This is a genomic window from Gemmatimonadaceae bacterium (assembly GCA_036003045.1).
Lineage (GTDB): Bacteria > Gemmatimonadota > Gemmatimonadetes > Gemmatimonadales > Gemmatimonadaceae > JAQBQB01.
The window spans coordinates 1-16,147 of the sequence record DASYSS010000080.1; the positions used below are offsets into that span (position 1 = coordinate 1).

Sequence of the window (16,147 nt, forward strand, 5' to 3'; positions counted from 1 at the left end):
TGCAGGGTTCCGCCGTCGAAACTGAACGTGTGAGCCTCTACTGCTTTACGCGCGCGCTCGGCGAAGGTAACGGCCGCGTCGAGCACCGTCCCAGGCAGCAAGAGCATAAACTCTTCTCCACCATAACGACCCACGCGATCAATTTCCCGCGCCTCCTGTTTCAGGATGCGCGCGAGCTGTTTCAATACCACGTCGCCCACCTGATGACCGTGGGTGTCGTTCACGCTCTTGAAGCGATCCAGATCACACATCACGCAGGCGAACGGCTCGTTCAGCCGCCGCGCGTGCTCGAACATCTCCTCCAGCCGGTCCTCGAGCTGCCGTCGGTTGTCGAGGCCCGTCAGCGCGTCCGTCTGCGACATGTGGCGGAGACGCTGGTTGGCCTCGAGCAGCTGCCGCTCACGTTCCTCGAGCGCGTCCTGGAGCTTCTTGATGCGCAGCATCGAATTGACGCGCGCTTTGAGCTCGGCGAAGTCGATCGGTTTCGTGATGTAGTCGTCGGCGCCGGAGTCGAGTCCTTCGACCTTTGACTCCGTCGTCGCGAGCGCCGTCTCCATGATGATCGGGATGAACGGCAGAGCCGGGTTTCCTTTGACGCGGCGCGCGACCTCCATTCCATCCATGCGCGGCATCATGATGTCGAGCAGGATGAGATCGGGCGGCGACACGTCGATTTTCGCCAACGCATCCTCACCGTCGCTCGCCGTCTGCGTGCGATAGCCCCACGACTCGAGGCGTGCCCGCAGAATTTCCAGGCTGTCCGGGTTGTCGTCGACGATCAGAATGCGGGAGTGATCGCTCTCACGCCGTGCGTCCATCCGATTTTCCCAGGAAGCGCTGCACCTCGGCCACAACGGCGCGAGGCTCGCACGGTTTGGCCAGGTATCCGTCACACCCGACCTCCATCGCTTTCTCGCGGTCGGAGGCGAGCGCGTGAGCGGTGAGGGCGATGATCGGGATGTTTCGCGTGTCCGGGTCGTGTTTGAGCACCTGCGTCGCTTCCCACCCGTCGATCACGGGGATCGAGATGTCCATCAGGATGAGATCGGGGCGTTCGGTGCGCGCCTTCGCGATCCCCTCTTCGCCGTTCAGCGCCTCGGTGACCGAGAAGCCGAAGTGGCGGAGGATGGTGGAATAAACGATGCGGTTGTCTTCGTTGTCTTCGACGAGAAGAACGGTCTTGCCGTTTGCGGTCATGCTCCCTCGGGCCGCCGACGCCGCGTCGCGGGATGGTTTCAGGCGCGAAAAAGGATCGTCTCGAACTGCTCAAGCCGCAATTTCCTTACCACGTCGGACTTCCGAGAGGTGCCAATATGTCCTTCGCCGGACCGATCCTCCGCCGGGCGCGCGCCCGCGCCAACGGTGACATGCTGACGGAACCCACTGACAGGGGCCCACTTGCGTCCTCGGCCCGCCACCCGCTGGTCGCGTCAGACCGCCCCAATCGCGTGCTGGTTTTCGCCGCCGGCATCGCTATCGGCGCAGTGCTCGGTGCGGCGGCGGCGCTGCTCACCGCGCCACAAAGCGGTGTGGACACGCGACGCGCGTTGATGCGCCAGTCAAAACGTCTGACGCGCCGTAGCCGCGAGATGCTGGGCGATCTGAACGACGAGTTCCGCCGTCAGCGCAGTGCCGTGAGGCGGCGCATCGCGTCGGCCTTGTAGCTCGGATCGTTGTAATCCGTCACCGGCGCGCGAGCGATCCACTCGTACTGTTCGATCGCCTTCGCGCGCTGGTCGCGATCCGCGTAGACGGCCGCCAGATCGAGGCGGTGTACGATTCGCGTCGAATCCGCGGCCACCGCGCCCTCGAGATACTTCTGCGCGTCGTTCCAGTTCGCGGCGTCGAAGATCGACGCGCCGAGGAAATGACGCGCGATCGTGCGTGAGAAGCCGTTCACCCGCATGATCTCGGCGTTCCAGACGCCCATTACGTGCAGCGCGCCGGAGTGCTTCGGGTCGATCGCCAGCGCGGCGAGAGCCTCGTTGCGGATTTCGCTCGCCAACTTGATCCTGTCGCGCACGCCCATCGTCAACGCGTTTCTGCCCAGCGCCTGCGCGACTTGAAAATGTCCGTCGGCGTCGCGCGGATTTGCCGCGACGGCGCGACGCGCGTACTGTTCGGCGCTTCGGTACAGCGCGCCGCGACGTTCGGCATTCGTGTCGAATTCGCCGAGTTCCACGCACTCGTACGCCGCGTTTCTCAACGCGTCGTAGTTGGTCGAGTCGACGGCGATGGCCGCCTCGTATTCCTTGAGCGCGGCGGTCGGATTGCGGGCGCTGCGGTCCTTGTCGCCCAGGGCGACGTGCTCCGCGGCGGACTGTGCCCGCACACCGCCGGCGGTGCCGAGCAGCAGCGCAACGACCGCAATCGTCGTGTTACGAGCTTTCAACAAAGACATGAAACAAGGCCTCTCGGTGTTCCATCAACGCACGCGCTCCAAGTGATCGTTCCTCCCTCCGGCGCTCCGCACCCGCGCTCGGAATTCTCCATCAACCGTCATCAATGCTCGCGCAAGGGCTGATCGAGCGGAAGCGTGACGGCGGCCGCATCGAGCCGGCGGAATGGCGTTCGCTCGCCTCGGCGTACGCGCGCGGCGACGTGCCGGACTATCAAATCTCGGCGCTCCTCATGGCCTGTTTTCTCAAGGGCCTCGATCGCGCCGAGACGTCGGCGCTCACCGAAGCGATGATCGCGAGCGGGGAGCGCCTCGACCTCGCGCATCTGGGACGCCCGCGCGCCGACAAGCATTCGACGGGCGGCGTGGGCGACAAGGTGTCGATCGTGCTCGCACCGCTCGTCGCGTCGGCCGGAGTCGTCGTGCCGATGATGTCGGGTCGTTCGCTCGGCCATACCGGCGGAACGCTCGACAAACTCGAGTCGATCCCCGGGTTTCGCACCGATCTGTCGCTCGAGGAAACGCGCCGCCAACTCGACGACATCGGATGCGCGATGATCGGACAGACCGCTGAAATCGCGCCGGCGGACCGCAAGATGTACGCGCTGCGCGACGCCACGGCGACGGTCGAGTCGATCCCGCTCATGGCGTCGAGCATCATGAGCAAGAAGTTGGCGGAGGATCTCACGGGTCTGGTGTTGGATCTGAAACGCGGCAGCGGCGCGTTTCTCCCCGAGCTGGACAAGGTCCTCGAGCTGGCCGACGTGATGATCAAACTCGCCGCCGACCATGCGTGCAACTGCGTCGCGCTGGTCACGGCGATGGACCGGCCGCTCGGCCGCGCGTGCGGCAACGCGCTCGAGGTCGAAGAGGCCATCGCGGCGCTCAAGGGCGAGGGGCCGCCCGACCTCATGTCGCTCACGTACGCGCTCGGCGCCGAGATGCTCGTGCTGGCCGGCGCCGCGCCGAATCTCGACGCGGCGAGGCGGGAGCTCGAGAAATCCATCGGCACCGGGCGAGCGGCTCAGACGTTTCAGAGAATCATCGAAGCGCAGGGCGGCAATCCATCGGTGGTCGACGATCCGGCCGTGCTTCCGCAGGCCATCGAGTGCGAGATCTACCCCGCGCCGCGTCGAGGACTCGTCGCACGCGTCGAGCCCAAGTCCATCGGACGAGGCATCACGCGGCTCGGCGGCGGCCGTACGCGGCTGGGTGACGTCGTCGATCCTACGGTCGGGTTCGTCATCACCGCTCGGCCGGGCGATTGGGTCGAGGTCGGTGATCCGCTGGCGACGATCTTCGCCAGAAATCGCGATGGGATCGACAGTGGCCGTGAGACGCTGTCGAATGCAATCTCGATCGCCGACGAGGCCGAGCCTCCGTTGCCGTTGATCTCGCATCGCGTGACGAGCGCGGGCGCCGAGATTTATCGGCCGGAGTCATAGCCCGAGCCGGCCGCGCCGAGTTGCGCGTCCCACGCGGGCCGCAGATGTTTCGAATACACCAACCGTGTGATTACATGGCGATGAATTACGCGAGGCTCGCGGGACTGGGCGCTTTCGGTGCGTGCGCGGGGTTCGTCGCGCTGTTTGCTTTCATTGGCTACCTCAGCCGTCACACGGCGACCGGCGGCATGATGCAAACCCTGTCCGTGGTCACGTGGATCTCCGTCGGTCTGGTGGTGATCGCCTTGATCGCCGTTCACATCGCGATCGGCAAGGAACTCCTCTCTCTGAGTCGTGGCGAGTCGCGCGGCGTCTGAGCCGCGCCTTGACGTAGAGGAGCGTGGCGAACCCCGGGCCCCGCTCTCCTCGTCGGCGCCGCCTCCCCCTCAGCTTGGCTTCCCGAACACGAATCCGTTCGCGGCGCCGAGCTCGCTTCCGTTCAGCGCTCCGCCGTTCGATCTGATTCAAGACGACGACTACGCGGAGGCGATCGAGGAGGGGATGCGCCGGCATCTCCGCGAGGTCGCGGCGATTGCCGGACAGACCGAAGCCCCGTCGTTCGACAATACGTTCGCGGCGCTCGAGCGGTCCGGCCAGCTGTTGACGCGCGTCCTTCGCGTGTTCGCGGCCGTGACCAGCGCGAACACCAACGAGCGCCTGCAGGCGATCCAGACGGACCAGGCGCCGAAGCTGGCCGCGCACTCCGACGCGATCTACCTCGACGACGCGCTCTTCGCGCGGGTTCGCGACGTGTACGACCGTCGCGACGGGCTCGCGCTGAATGCCGAGCAGCGTCGCCTGGTCGAGCGATACCACTTGGACTTCGTGCGATCCGGTGCGCGTCTCTCCGCCGACGACAAGGCGCGCCTTCGCGAGTTGAATCGCGAAGAGGCCACGCTCACGACCGAGTTTCAGAACCGCTTGCTCGAGGCGAACAAGGCAGCCTCGATCACGGTTGACGACGTCGCGCAACTCGACGGCCTGAGTCGCGAAGACGTCGCGTCGGCGGCGCAGCTCGCCGCCGAACGCGGCACGCCGGGGAGCTGGGCGATCGCCATTCAGAACACCACGCAGCAACCACCGCTCGCGTTCCTGCACGACCGCGCGCTTCGCTGCCGGCTATTCGAGGCCTCCGTCCACCGTTCCGACCGCGACGGCGCCGTCGACACGCGTTCCATCGTCGTTCGCCTGGCCGGGCTTCGCGCCGAGCGGGCGGCGCTGCTTGGCTACGACAACGCCGCCGCGTACGTGCTCGATGATCAGATGGCCAAGACGCCCGAAGCGGCGATCGCGCTGCTTCACCAGGTCGGCGAGCCCGCCGCGGCCAGGGCGCGCCACGACGCCGCGCGACTGCAATCGATGATCGACGCGTCGGGGGAACAATTCGTCCTCGCGCCGTGGGACTGGCAGCTCTACGCCGAACGTTTGCGCAAAGCCGAATACGAGCTCGACGAATCCGAGATCAAGCCGTACTTCGAGCTCGACCGCGTCTTGCGAGACGGCGTCTTCTTCGCCGCGAACCGATTGTATGGAATCGAGCTCGTCGAGCGGCACGGCATTCCGGTCTACCATCCCGAAGTTCGAGTCTTCGACGTGATCGATGCGGACGGGACGCCGATCGCGCTGTTCTACGGGGACTTCTTCAAGCGCGACAACAAGATCGGCGGCGCGTGGATGGACATGTTCGCCGACCAATCGCGGCTCCTCGATGCGCGCCCGATCGTCTACAACGTCACGAACTTCACGAAGCCGGCGCCGGGGCAGCCCACACTGCTCTCGTTCGACGAGGTCGGGACGCTTTTCCATGAGTTCGGACACGCGCTGCACGGAATGTTGTCCGACGTCGAGTATCCGATGCTCTCGGGCGCCAACGTGCCGCGCGACTTCGTAGAGTTTCCGTCGCAGTTCAACGAGCATTGGGCGCTCGACGAGACGGTCTTCGCCCGGTACGCCCGGCACCACGAAACGGACGAGCCGATGCCGCCGGCGCTGGTCGAGCGGATCAAGCGGTCGCGCACCTTCAACCAGGGTTTCGCGCTCACCGAGTACGTCTCGGCCGCGTTGCTCGACATGGAGTGGCACCGTCGGCGGCCCGGCGAGACGGTCGGTGACATCGACGCGTTCGAACGCGACGTGCTGCGTGCGCACGGAATCGCGGTGGCGGAGATTCCGCCGCGGTATCACTCGACGTACTTCGCGCACGCGTGGAACGGCGGCTACGGCGCTGGATACTACGCGTATCTTTGGGCCGAAGTCCTCGACCACGACGCGTACGATTGGTTCAAGGCGCGCGGCGGTCTTTCGCGCGAGGCCGGGCAGCGGTTTCGCGAGATGGTGCTGTCGCGCGGCGGGACGGCGGATCCGGCGGAGCTGTATCGCGCGTTCGTCGGCCGCGACCCCGTCGTCGAACCGTTGTTGGCGTTCCGCGGGTTCACTCCGAACGAGATGTAGGTCGTGATGAGTAAACTCCTATGAAGGGATCGATCGTGTCCGGCGTCGCGCTCGCGGCGCTGGTCGTCGGCGTGACAGGGTTCGAGATGCTGCGCAATCCGGAACGCGACGCGATCGACGCCGCGGCGCGGCGATCCGCTCCGGGCAAGTTCGTCCGCCTGACCGACGGCATGACGCACTTCGACGTGGCGGGCCCGGACTCGGGGCGTCCGATCGTGCTGGTGCACGGATTCTCCGTGCCCTACTACATCTGGGACTCGACCGCGGCGGCGCTCGCCGGGGCGGGGCATCGCGTCATCCGCTACGACGAGTACGGCCGCGGTTTTTCCGATCGGCCGTCGGTCGTCTACAACGCCGAGCTGTACGAGCGCCAGCTGCGCGACCTGCTCGATTCGTTGCACGTCCAGCGCGTCGACGTCGCCGGTGTTTCGATGGGCGGGTGGGTCACCGCGACTTTCGTGAGCCGGCATCCGGAGCGCGTTCGCACGCTGACGCTCGTCGATCCTGTCACCGGGACGGCGAGCAAGCCCGGCGGGTTGTTCGCCGTGCCGTTGATCGGCGATTATCTCTGGCAGACACTCGCCGTGCCTCGGATGGCGCAGGGCCAGTTCGGCGACCTGCTGCGTCCCGAACGATTCCCCGATTGGGCCGATCGCTATCGCACGCAGACCAAATTCCGCGGCTTCGGGCACGCGCTCCTGTCCACGAGGCGCAACATCGCCGGGACGAGCATGGACTCGGTCTACCGCGCGGTCGGCGCGACAGGCGTACCGACGCTTCTCCTGTGGGGAATCGCCGACCAGACGGTGCCGTTCGAAACGAACGGCTCGGTGCGCCGCGCGATCCCCGGCGTCGAATTCCACTCGATCGAAGGCGCGGCACACCTGCCGATTCTCGAGCAGGCTCAACATACGGATTCTCTCATCCTCGCGTTTTTGGCGAAACACCCGTGAGCGACGCGCCTTCGCCGGGGTACGGGCTTGCGCCCAAAGGCTACCGCCTCCCGCCGGCGACGCATGTCGGGCGAGTGCGCATTCAGGTCGCGGACCTCGGCCGGTCCGTCGCCTATTACGAAACGGTGATCGGCCTTCGCCTGCTCGAGCGGGTGGGCGACGTGGCGCGCCTCGGCCCGCACGGCGACGACGTCACCTTGCTCGAGATTCACGAGAAGCCGGGCGTTCATTCCGTCGAGAGGCGCGGACGCATCGGTCTCTATCACTTCGCGATTCTACTGCCGAACCGTCCCGCCCTCGGCCGCTTTCTCAAGCACCTCTCCGACATCGGTGAGCGCGTGGGAATGTCGGACCACTTCGTGAGCGAAGCGATCTACCTGAGTGACCCCGACGGCATCGGCATCGAGGTGTACGCCGACCGGCCGCGCAGCGCATGGCGTCACGAGGCACGCCAACTGACGATGACCACGATTCCGCTCGATGTCGAAGATCTGATCGCCGCCGGCGGAAACGAGCCATGGACGGGCGCGCCGGCCGGCACGACGATCGGCCACATTCATTTATACGTGCGCGACATCGATCAAGCGGCGGCCTTCTATCACGACGCGCTCGGCTTCGACAAAGTTGTCTGGAATTATCCCGGCGCGCTCTTCATGTCCGCCGGCGGCTACCACCACCACCTGGGCACGAACACGTGGGCCGCGCAGTCGCCCATCGCCGCCGACGACGACGCCAAATTGATCGAGTGGGAGGTTGTCGTTCCGTTGACGAGCGACGTCGCGGACGCGGCGGCAAGCCTCGAATCGGCCGGATACCGTGTCGAGCGGAGCGGCGAGACAGCCGCCGCGCGCGACCCCTGGGGAACGCAGCTGCGTCTCGTCAGCGAAGCGCGCTGATGCCGGTAGACCGCTAGACCGGTGGGCCGGTAGACCGGAAAACCGGAGGGCGAAAGCCCGGGAAGCTACGGCACTGGAAGACCGCTCGGCACGGATGACGGCACAAGTGCGCCGAGGTTCCGGGCGGCGGGATCGGTGAGCGACTTGAGGAACGCCACGATCTGGCCCTGCTGCTCCGGCGTGAGATTCAGCGAATGCTGAAGTCGGAAGTCGAGCGTCTTGCGGACCGCGGCAAACGTGGTCGGATCGCCGTGGTAGCTCGCGCGCAACGACGCATCGAGCTGCGTCACGTCGAACCCGACGAGCGCCGAGTCGACGTTGTTGTAGTGGCTCACGACCGCTTCGAGCGTCGGGTACACGCCGTCGTGCATGTACGGCGCGCTCAGCTCGACGTTGCGCAGCGGCGAGACGCGGAAGGTGAACCGGCCGGTCTGCGGTGGACCGCCGGCGGCGACGTCCCCGCGCCCCGCGTCGAGCGGTGCCGACGGCGCGACGCCGGGGCCGATTTGCGGGACGCCCGTGTTCGCGAACGTCTGGCCGCCGAGCAGCGGACCGTTGTGGCACGACGCGCAGCCCGCGGTGCTGAAGAAGAGCAGCGCGCCGCGCTTGGCATCGGGGGAGAGCGCGTTGTCGTCGTGCGCGAGATAACGGTCGAACGGAGAGCCGGTCTTCGAGAATGAGGCGATCTCGAACGCCGCGATCGCGTTCGCCGCGTGCTCGAAGCCGAGCTGGTTCGTCGCGATGCCGGGATAGGCCGCGTTGAATTTCTGGACGTACGCCGAGACCGACAACACGCGCGCCATCGTCGCCTTCCAGATCGCCGCGAACGCGCTGTCGCCGGGGACCGCCAGTTCGTTCGCGCTGCCCAAGACGTCGCGGTCGCCGACGTTGCCGCGCATCTCCGTCCGGTTGGTCACGGGAATCATCGCTTGCGCCGCGACCATGTTCGCCACGCCGTTGGGCAGCGCGACGCCCGCGGGTGTCGTGAACTTGCCGCCCGTGCCGTTCGCGTCGGTGACGCGCCCGTCCCAGAACAAGTAGAAGGCGCCGAGCCCCACGTTGAACAGCGCGGGCGCGTTGCGCGGCGTCGTGGACCGGCCGGCGCCGAGCGTTCGCGAGGCACCCACGCCGACCGCGCCCGTGCCGACGGACAGGGAACGCGCGTCGTCCGTGCCGTTGCGTGGATCGTGACAACTGGCGCACGCGACGTCGCGGTTGCCGCTCAGGATCTTGTCGAAGAAGAGCGAGCGTCCGAGGTCGACCAGCGCCGGATCTGGCGCGGCGACCGGAAGCAGTGGAACGACGCCCCAGGGACTGATCGCCTGTCGGACCTGCTGGTCGAGCGACGGATTCGCCGGAAGCGACGTGACCGAGCCGTCGTTGCAGCCCACGACGGTCGCTGCGGCCAATCCGAGCGCGAGACGCGCGCCGATCTCGAGAGTGAGCATGCGCATCGGAATCACCTCAGCGGATCGGCAGAGAGACGGAGAACTGATGCGTCATCACCGAAACGTTCGTGAGTGACAGCGGCCCGTTCGGCGCGGCGAGGATGTTCGGACCGACCGCGTCGGCGGCGAGGAAAACACGCCCGTCGGGTACGACGCCGGGACGACCGGTGCCCGTGACGCTGCGGCCCGCGTAGCGAAGCTCGAGATCGGTGAAATGCAAACTCAGGCCCCACGTCCGCGTCCATTCGTTCCAATGCTCGTTTTGCCGCTGCGTCGTCTCGGCCACGTGGTCAGTCTGATCGAGCGTGTAATCGATCGACCGGACGCCGATGCCCAGCTGCACGCGAAGAATCTGGCGTGGGCCGGTGGCGAAGTCGTGGCCGACTCCCGCCCGCAGGACTCCATTGGAGAAGTGGAATCTGTTCTCCGTCGTCTTGCCGCCGTCCGGAATCGTGCCGCCAGACGCGGTGGGAGTGGCGCCGTGCGCCTCTCCCCACGTATGCGAGATTATCGGCTCATAGACGGCGTCGAGCCCGAACGTCAGCGGGCCTTGAACTCTCGACAGGCCGACGCCGAGATCGTAGGCCGCCGAGTGGCCCGGGTCCCACGGAATCACCGAGACTTGCGCGATCTGGTAGTCGGGGAGCTTGGGATGCGAGGCGAGATTCACGGTCGCGATCGCACCCACACGCAGCCCGGAGTCGGACACAGGCTGCGAGTAGCCGAGCTGAAGTCCCCAGGTGTTCGTCTGGTCGAGATTGTTGTCGATGCGCGCCGCGTTGGTGAACGTGCGTTGATTCGGGTCCCAGGCCTGATCGATCCACATGACGTCGTGCGTCATCGCGTACGAGCTGCGCAGCAGGACCAGCTCGGCGGTCCGATCGCCGCGATCGGCTCCTCCCCCGGCGCTCCAATCCTTCGTCACGCCGATGCGTGCGTCGAATGCGTTGCCGTGCTGCACGACGCCGGCGCTCCCGGCGTACATCAATTCGGTCCCGTCTACGTCGTGAAGTCCCGACCAGAGCACGCTTCCGGCAACCGAGATGCGCGAGCCCTCGAACGCGTGACCGAGACTGCCGAACGCGAATTGGTTCTGTCGTGACGGGTTCGGGCGCTGCACGGTCGTGGTCGTGACGACGGGAGCGACGCCCGGCGCTGTTTGCGCCGAGAGAGCGACGGGACCCGGAGGGAAAAACGCTTGCGACGAGTTGGTCGTGCTGTCGATTTCCTGCAGCGCGAGCACGAAGCCGCCAAAGGTCGAGCCCCAGCGCGCCAGGCCTCCGACCGGGAGCGTCCGCCCGCCGCCCGCGTGGTCTGACAGCGAATAGAACGTCGGTGTGCTGAAGAACGCACCGCGTCCGCTCGCCAGGCGCGACCCTTTCGCCGGATTCTTGAACGGGTCGAGCAGCGAATCGGCGAGCGCGATCGAGACGTCGCCGAGCGCCGATGCGGCCGACGGAAAGAGCCGCCACTGATCGCCGTCGGCGATGGGGAGCGTCTTGATCTGGATCAGCTGACCCGCGGCGCGGGTCGCGGCGAGCGCGAGAAGCGCGGACGCGAGAATCGCGGCGGAGCGGAGCCGGGCGAGAGAACGAGCGACCATCTCGGTGCCCTCGGTGAGGTTTCCGAGGGGCCTAACCGCGGGTCGAGTCGTTGCGTCACCGGTACCGCGACACCGCGACCGGATTCACCCGGCGATTCCGTTTGATCGATATCGCCTCGGCATTGATTCCCCCGCGGCCAACCGATCACTCAAATGGAGTTGTTATGAAGCGTGTTGTTTCGGCAGTTGTCATGCTCTTCACCGGCCTCGTCGTCTGGGGCTGCAGCGATTCGCAAACCGCACCCCGCAATCCGCAGACGCCCAGCTACTCCGTCGAGCGCGCGCAAGGCAGAAGCGCGTTCGGCTTCAACGGCACGATCGTCAACGCGACGGGCGCGATCGTTCAGCTGACCGGCGGCGGATCGTTCGATCCGGCCTCGGGGAACAACATCATCCCATCGGAGACGGACGGTCACGGAAACGGTGGTTTCAGCTGCCTGGTGACCTTCACGTCCGGTCCGCTCAACGGGTGCGCCCAAGGCGAAGGGACGCACTGGGATACCGTGCAGTTGCTCGAATCCGCCGGGTTCAAATGCGGCGGCATTCCCAACGAGAAGGGGAAGACCGCGACGACGGGTCCCGGAGTCTTCGTCGCGCACGCCGAGTTCTATCTCGCGGGTCACGGCGACGAGGCCTCATTCAACGCGGACATGTTCATCGCGGACCACGATCTCGCCGACGACATCGACGGAGTGCAGAACATCTGGATTCGAGGCGTCGGCTGCGGGACAGGTGTCATCAATTTCAACAATTGAAACAACTGACGGCGCGGCTGACTGGGGCGCGAACTCCCGAACGGCGCACCGGACAGCGGCGCAACTGACAACTGTCGCGAAAGGCGCGACTGCCGAACGACGTTCGGCAGCCGCGCCTTTCCGCGCCGCTTGGCTGTTGCACAATTCGCGCCGTTCGGCAGTTGCGTCTCAGTCAGGTGCGCCGTTCGGCAGTCGCGGTCTTGTCAGCTGCGCAGTTTGTAGTTCAAGCTCAAGTGCCCTCGAACACGAAATCACGACTCGAACTGAGCGGCGGCGACGTGCTTCCATGCTTGCCAACTAGCACCTGAACCGTGTAGTGACCCGGCTCGATACGTGACAGATCCAGGCGAATGCTGCGCGCCTGAATCGGTACGACGCCGGGCACGGTCCACGAGCTGTGGCCTGGCGTCGGCTCGCCCCATCGCACCGCGACCTGTCCGTTGAGGTCGTGCGCGAGGCGTAGGAGCATGCCGATGCGGCGAACCTTGCTGATCGGCTCGTGGCGCGAGATGACCACTGCCACGTCCACCGAGTCGCCGGCGGCATAGCCGTACGTCTCCCAGTACACGCCCACTTTCGCGCCGCGTACGCGGGTCGATCCCAGCATCTGCTGGAGCGCACGGTCCGGGCCCGGCGGCGCGTCGTCTTCGGCCGAAATCAGGACCGGATCAGAGATCGCGGCTTCCCCATGACGGAGCGTCGCGAGCGGAGCGGGCGGCGCGATGCCGAACCGCGTGCGCGCCGACAGCTCTCCGTGCGGCGCCGGAAACTCCGCTCCGAAGATCGCCGGCTTGGACGAGATGTTCGCCGTCAACACGATCGCACTCGTGTTCCTGAAGGTCTGATGCGTCACACGCTCGATGTCGCGCGGCCCCGTCGTGCGGATCAGCACCGCGCTCGATGTGTCGACGCGCAACTGCTTGCCGCCGGCCTTCAGTCCCGACGCCGTCGCGAAGAGGATGTCCGAGTCGCGGCGCAGCATCACGGTCTGGTCGGACAGCTGAACGATTCCGCCCGCTCCGCGCGCGTAGTGCTCGGCGGGCCACCACTGGGCCGCCGGCTCCTCGTCGCCGGCCAGCGCCGGCATGTTGATCTGCCACGCGTCCGCGCCGGCGTGGAAGGGGTCGTCCATCGCGCGCCAGGCCGGCACGAGGTGGAGGCGATCCATGGGGTATTCGGCGGTCGCCGTGCGTGTGCTGTCGTAGAAGCCCATCCAGCTCGCGTGACTCGCTTCCTCCTGCACGCCGCCATAGGCCGAGTACGCCGGCCAACCGTAGCGCATGAGCATCTCGGACAGGGCTTCGCCGCCGAAGCGATCGCGCCAATCGTAGCGCTCGTCCCACGGAAGCGCCGAGTGCAGCTGAATGACCACCTTGCGCGTGAAGTCTTCGCTCCGCCGGTCGGGCGTCGAGTCGGAGAAGAGCGGCGTGGTCAGCCACCAGAATTTCTGATTGGCGGCCGCGCGCTCGTCGCAATTCATGTGGTCGTACGCCGACTGTCCCTTGTCGTCGAGCAGGAGCTGAACGCTGTTCCATTTGCAGCGGCGCTCAGGCGTCATCGCGGCGGACGCCGCGTCGTAGGCCGAGTCGGCGCGCACGTAATCGCGAGCGGCGTTGTACGCGAATCCAGTGAGCTGCGCGCACCACACACGCTCGGCGGTGCAACTGCGGGCGACCTCGAGGGCCTCCTTCAGCTGCCCCTGATCGACGAGAAAGCGCACGCGTTCGCCGGTGATCCACGCATCGCCGGGCTTGAGCTTGTCGAGGGTCGCCAGCGAGTCGAGGAGCAACGAGCGTGTGGAGTGGACGCGGTCGCGCCACTCGGGCGTGAGCGACGCGTCGCGCGATAGACGCTCGTCGTCGGGCACCTGTTCGTCGGCGGGGACCCAGTCAGGGCACATCGACCGGCGGCTGGAGCGGTGGATGAGCGTCGGCGGACGCCAATATCCTCGGCCGCCGGACGGACTGTAGCTGCCGTCCCAGTGGCAGTGGTCGTCGCGCAGCCGCGAGTCGGTGCTGCTCGATCCCCGCCAGTCGACGCTGCCGAGCCAAGCGGTGCGCCAGGACGTGAGGAAGTTGAGCACGGCGTAGCCGGCGGCGTCCGTGATCGCATTCGTCGCGACCGGAACGCCTTCGAGTCGAGGTTGCAGCGCAGGGTCGGCCTTGAGCTGCAAAGCGAGCGCAATGTGAACCAGCATATGGCGGCAACGGTTTTTGGACCGGTGCAGACTCGCCCGCGGACACGCCCTCTACACAGTGGACGAAGGGCCACAGCATGCGACCGCTACTGGAAACGCATCGACTCAGGGATTCCGAGCATCCACGCCGGTGACCGATTTGATGCGCGCCGCGTACGCGGCCGCGGCCCGCCTGTCGCCCGCGGCGAGGGCCGCGGCGCGCGCGCCGTCGAGTGCGCGAAACCGGTTCGGCTCCTTGGCGAGCACACGCTCGAATTCGGCGCGGGCGTCCGCCGGCCGCTTCAACTCGAGCAGCATGTCGCCGAGCAACTCGCGCGCGGGCAGAAGAGGGCCGGGCGTGACGGCCGATTTCTCCGTCGCATCCTCTCGTCGCGCAGCCGCGCGCATCGTCGACAGCGCGGCGTCGCGGCGTCCGTCCGCCAGCGCGAGCCACGCTTCGGCGTCGAGCCGCTGAATCGCGACCTGCTCGGCCCAATAGGTCTCGCCCTGGTCCGCGAGACGAGCGTCCATCGCGCCGAGCGAGTCGATGGCCGTCTTGGCGTCGCCGACTTCCTTCACGTGGATCGAACCGAGCGCGCGGGCGAACCACGTCACCGCGTCGGCGTACGCCACGGTCGTCGTCTTCGGCGGCAGTGCGGCGGCTTCGTCCCACGCCCGGCGTTCGAGCGCATATCGCGCGGGGATCGCCGCGAGCGCGAAGATGCCCGCCGAACCGGGGGCGGCTCCAGTCACCGCGTTCGGATCGAAGCGCAGCGCGAGCGCGGGCAGTCCGTCGAGCACCACTTTGGCGTCCCGATCGCGTCGCAGCTGCAGGTACGCGTACTCCATGTAGTCCGACGCGTGCAACACTTCGGCGATGGATGAATCGCGCAACGCCGCCTGCGCCGATCGCCGATTGCTCTCGATCGACGGCTCCCACAGGCCGAGTCGCGTGAACGTGTGCGACGGCATGTGCAGCGCGTGCGCCGCGCCCGGTGCGATGTCGGCGTATCGGCGCGCGGCGTCGGCGGCGCGGGGGGCGAGAGCCGGGACGTCGTAGGCGTGGATGATGTAGTGTGCCAGGCCCGGATGGTCGGGTTGCGCCTTCCAGAGCGTCTCGAGCGTTGCGCCGGCGCGAAGCTGATTGGCGTACGACTTGTCCGTCGGCCGCGCGGCGGCGACGAGCGCGATGGCATGGAAGATCTTGGCTTCGGTGTCTGCCGGCTCGCGCTGAACGAGGTCGGCCATCGCCCGCTCGTACGCGTCGACGCGGTTCTCTTGATCGCGGTGCTCGTAGTCGTCGTAGAGCGTGGCGACGGCGGCGGCGTAGTCGCGCTCGCGCCGCGTCTTCGATGCGGACAAACGCGTCGCCGCGGCCGCCGCCTCCTGTCCACTCGAGAGCAGGGCCCGCGGGCGAATCCCTGGCGCCATGGGATTGGTCCAGCGGCTCAGCGCGATGCCCCAGTACGCCATCGCGCACGTCGAATCGGTCCGGAGCACGCTTCGAAACCCCGCGATCGCGGCGCCGAACTCGAACGAGTGCAGGAGCGCGACGGATCGGTCGAATTGCGGTCCGGCCGCCGGCGCGCAGGATGTCGCGAAGTGAACGGCGCCGATTTTCTCGTGGTCGTGGCCCTGAGCGGCGAGTCGCGACGTCGGCCCGGCCAATCCCAGGGCGGCGGCGTACGTGCACGCCGTGCGTGAAAATCCGTTCATCATCGATCTCCCACCGGGTGGTACGAGGAGCTTGCTCGTAGCGCGGGCAGCGTGGCAAGGGCGAATGCACGGTCGAGCCCGACATGCAAAAGAAACGAGGCGACGCTCGCGCGCCGCCCCGCTCCAGTCAGACCCGACCGCGCGACTCAGATGTCCAGGTTCTTGACGAACTGCGCGTTGTTCTCGATGAAGATGCGACGCGGCTCGACCTCGTCGCCCATCAGCGTCTCGAACAGCTGCGACGCGATCGTGGCTTCGTCGACCGACACCTTGAGCAGCGTGCGGCGCTCCGGATCCATCGTCGTG

The 16,147-nt window shown here is 66.9% G+C and carries 15 protein-coding genes; 7 read left to right on the forward strand and 8 right to left on the reverse strand.

Annotation, left to right across the window (positions count from 1 at the left end; translation table 11 throughout):
* Both VGQ44_17875 and VGQ44_17880 read right to left on the reverse strand, forming a co-directional pair.
* On the reverse strand, window positions 1-818 hold an 818-nt coding region (locus VGQ44_17875; protein ID HEV8448707.1), incomplete at its 3' end, for a diguanylate cyclase.
* Entirely contained in the window at window positions 802-1,197 is a 396-nt protein-coding gene (locus VGQ44_17880; GenBank protein HEV8448708.1) for a response regulator, read from the reverse strand. The genes VGQ44_17875 and VGQ44_17880, both read right to left, overlap by 17 nt.
* A 116-nt stretch (window positions 1,198-1,313) precedes the next feature.
* Here VGQ44_17880 and VGQ44_17885 point away from each other — a divergent pair, with 116 nt between their 5' ends.
* A complete protein-coding gene (locus tag VGQ44_17885; protein HEV8448709.1) occupies window positions 1,314-1,664 on the forward strand; it encodes a YtxH domain-containing protein in 351 nt (116 codons plus the stop codon).
* On the opposite strand, the gene VGQ44_17890 is transcribed toward VGQ44_17885, so the two are convergent.
* Window positions 1,622-2,401: a hypothetical protein gene (locus VGQ44_17890; protein ID HEV8448710.1), complete on the reverse strand. Its 780-nt coding sequence runs from the start codon at window positions 2,399-2,401 to the stop codon at window positions 1,622-1,624. The genes VGQ44_17885 and VGQ44_17890 overlap by 43 nt on opposite strands.
* A 104-nt stretch (window positions 2,402-2,505) precedes the next feature.
* On the opposite strand from VGQ44_17890, the gene VGQ44_17895 reads away from it, so the two are divergent.
* The 5 genes from VGQ44_17895 (at window position 2,506) to VGQ44_17915 (ending at window position 8,143) form a co-directional block, all read left to right on the forward strand.
* Window positions 2,506-3,843, forward strand: coding sequence for a thymidine phosphorylase (locus VGQ44_17895; GenBank protein ID HEV8448711.1), 1,338 nt, complete (start codon window positions 2,506-2,508; stop codon window positions 3,841-3,843).
* 74 nt (window positions 3,844-3,917) lie between these two features.
* Complete coding sequence (locus VGQ44_17900) at window positions 3,918-4,160, forward strand: hypothetical protein (GenBank protein HEV8448712.1); 243 nt, start codon at window positions 3,918-3,920, stop codon at window positions 4,158-4,160.
* Window positions 4,138-6,294 carry a M3 family metallopeptidase gene (locus VGQ44_17905; protein HEV8448713.1) on the forward strand — a complete coding sequence of 719 codons (2,157 nt, stop codon included), beginning with the start codon at window positions 4,138-4,140 and terminating at the stop codon, window positions 6,292-6,294. The genes VGQ44_17900 and VGQ44_17905 overlap by 23 nt, the downstream gene beginning before the upstream one ends.
* A 20-nt stretch (window positions 6,295-6,314) precedes the next feature.
* Complete coding sequence (locus tag VGQ44_17910) at window positions 6,315-7,247, forward strand: alpha/beta hydrolase (GenBank protein ID HEV8448714.1); 933 nt, start codon at window positions 6,315-6,317, stop codon at window positions 7,245-7,247.
* Window positions 7,244-8,143, forward strand: a complete 900-nt coding sequence (locus VGQ44_17915) for a VOC family protein (protein HEV8448715.1) — start codon at window positions 7,244-7,246, stop codon at window positions 8,141-8,143. Before VGQ44_17910 ends, VGQ44_17915 begins: the two co-directional genes overlap by 4 nt.
* Before the next feature lie 65 nt (window positions 8,144-8,208).
* On the opposite strand, the gene VGQ44_17920 is transcribed toward VGQ44_17915, so the two are convergent.
* Together VGQ44_17920 and VGQ44_17925 are read right to left on the reverse strand one after the other, a co-directional pair.
* Complete coding sequence (locus tag VGQ44_17920; GenBank protein HEV8448716.1) at window positions 8,209-9,597, reverse strand: cytochrome c peroxidase; 1,389 nt, start codon at window positions 9,595-9,597, stop codon at window positions 8,209-8,211.
* A 10-nt stretch (window positions 9,598-9,607) separates the two neighbouring features.
* Complete coding sequence (locus VGQ44_17925) at window positions 9,608-11,194, reverse strand: hypothetical protein (GenBank protein HEV8448717.1); 1,587 nt, start codon at window positions 11,192-11,194, stop codon at window positions 9,608-9,610.
* A gap of 164 nt (window positions 11,195-11,358) precedes the next feature.
* Between VGQ44_17925 and VGQ44_17930 the strand changes: the two genes are divergently transcribed.
* Entirely contained in the window at window positions 11,359-11,949 is a 591-nt protein-coding gene (locus VGQ44_17930) for a hypothetical protein (protein ID HEV8448718.1), read from the forward strand.
* 229 nt (window positions 11,950-12,178) lie between these two features.
* On the opposite strand, the gene VGQ44_17935 is transcribed toward VGQ44_17930, so the two are convergent.
* The 3 genes from VGQ44_17935 to VGQ44_17945 form a co-directional block, all read right to left on the reverse strand.
* Window positions 12,179-14,146: a hypothetical protein gene (locus tag VGQ44_17935; GenBank protein ID HEV8448719.1), complete on the reverse strand. Its 1,968-nt coding sequence runs from the start codon at window positions 14,144-14,146 to the stop codon at window positions 12,179-12,181.
* 105 nt (window positions 14,147-14,251) lie between these two features.
* The gene (locus tag VGQ44_17940; protein HEV8448720.1) at window positions 14,252-15,841 is read right to left on the reverse strand and encodes a hypothetical protein; all 1,590 of its coding nucleotides are present in this window, start codon (window positions 15,839-15,841) and stop codon (window positions 14,252-14,254) included.
* A 146-nt stretch (window positions 15,842-15,987) separates the two neighbouring features.
* Entirely contained in the window at window positions 15,988-16,140 is a 153-nt protein-coding gene (locus tag VGQ44_17945; GenBank protein HEV8448721.1) for a hypothetical protein, read from the reverse strand.
* Between the last annotated feature and the right edge of the window lie 7 nt (window positions 16,141-16,147).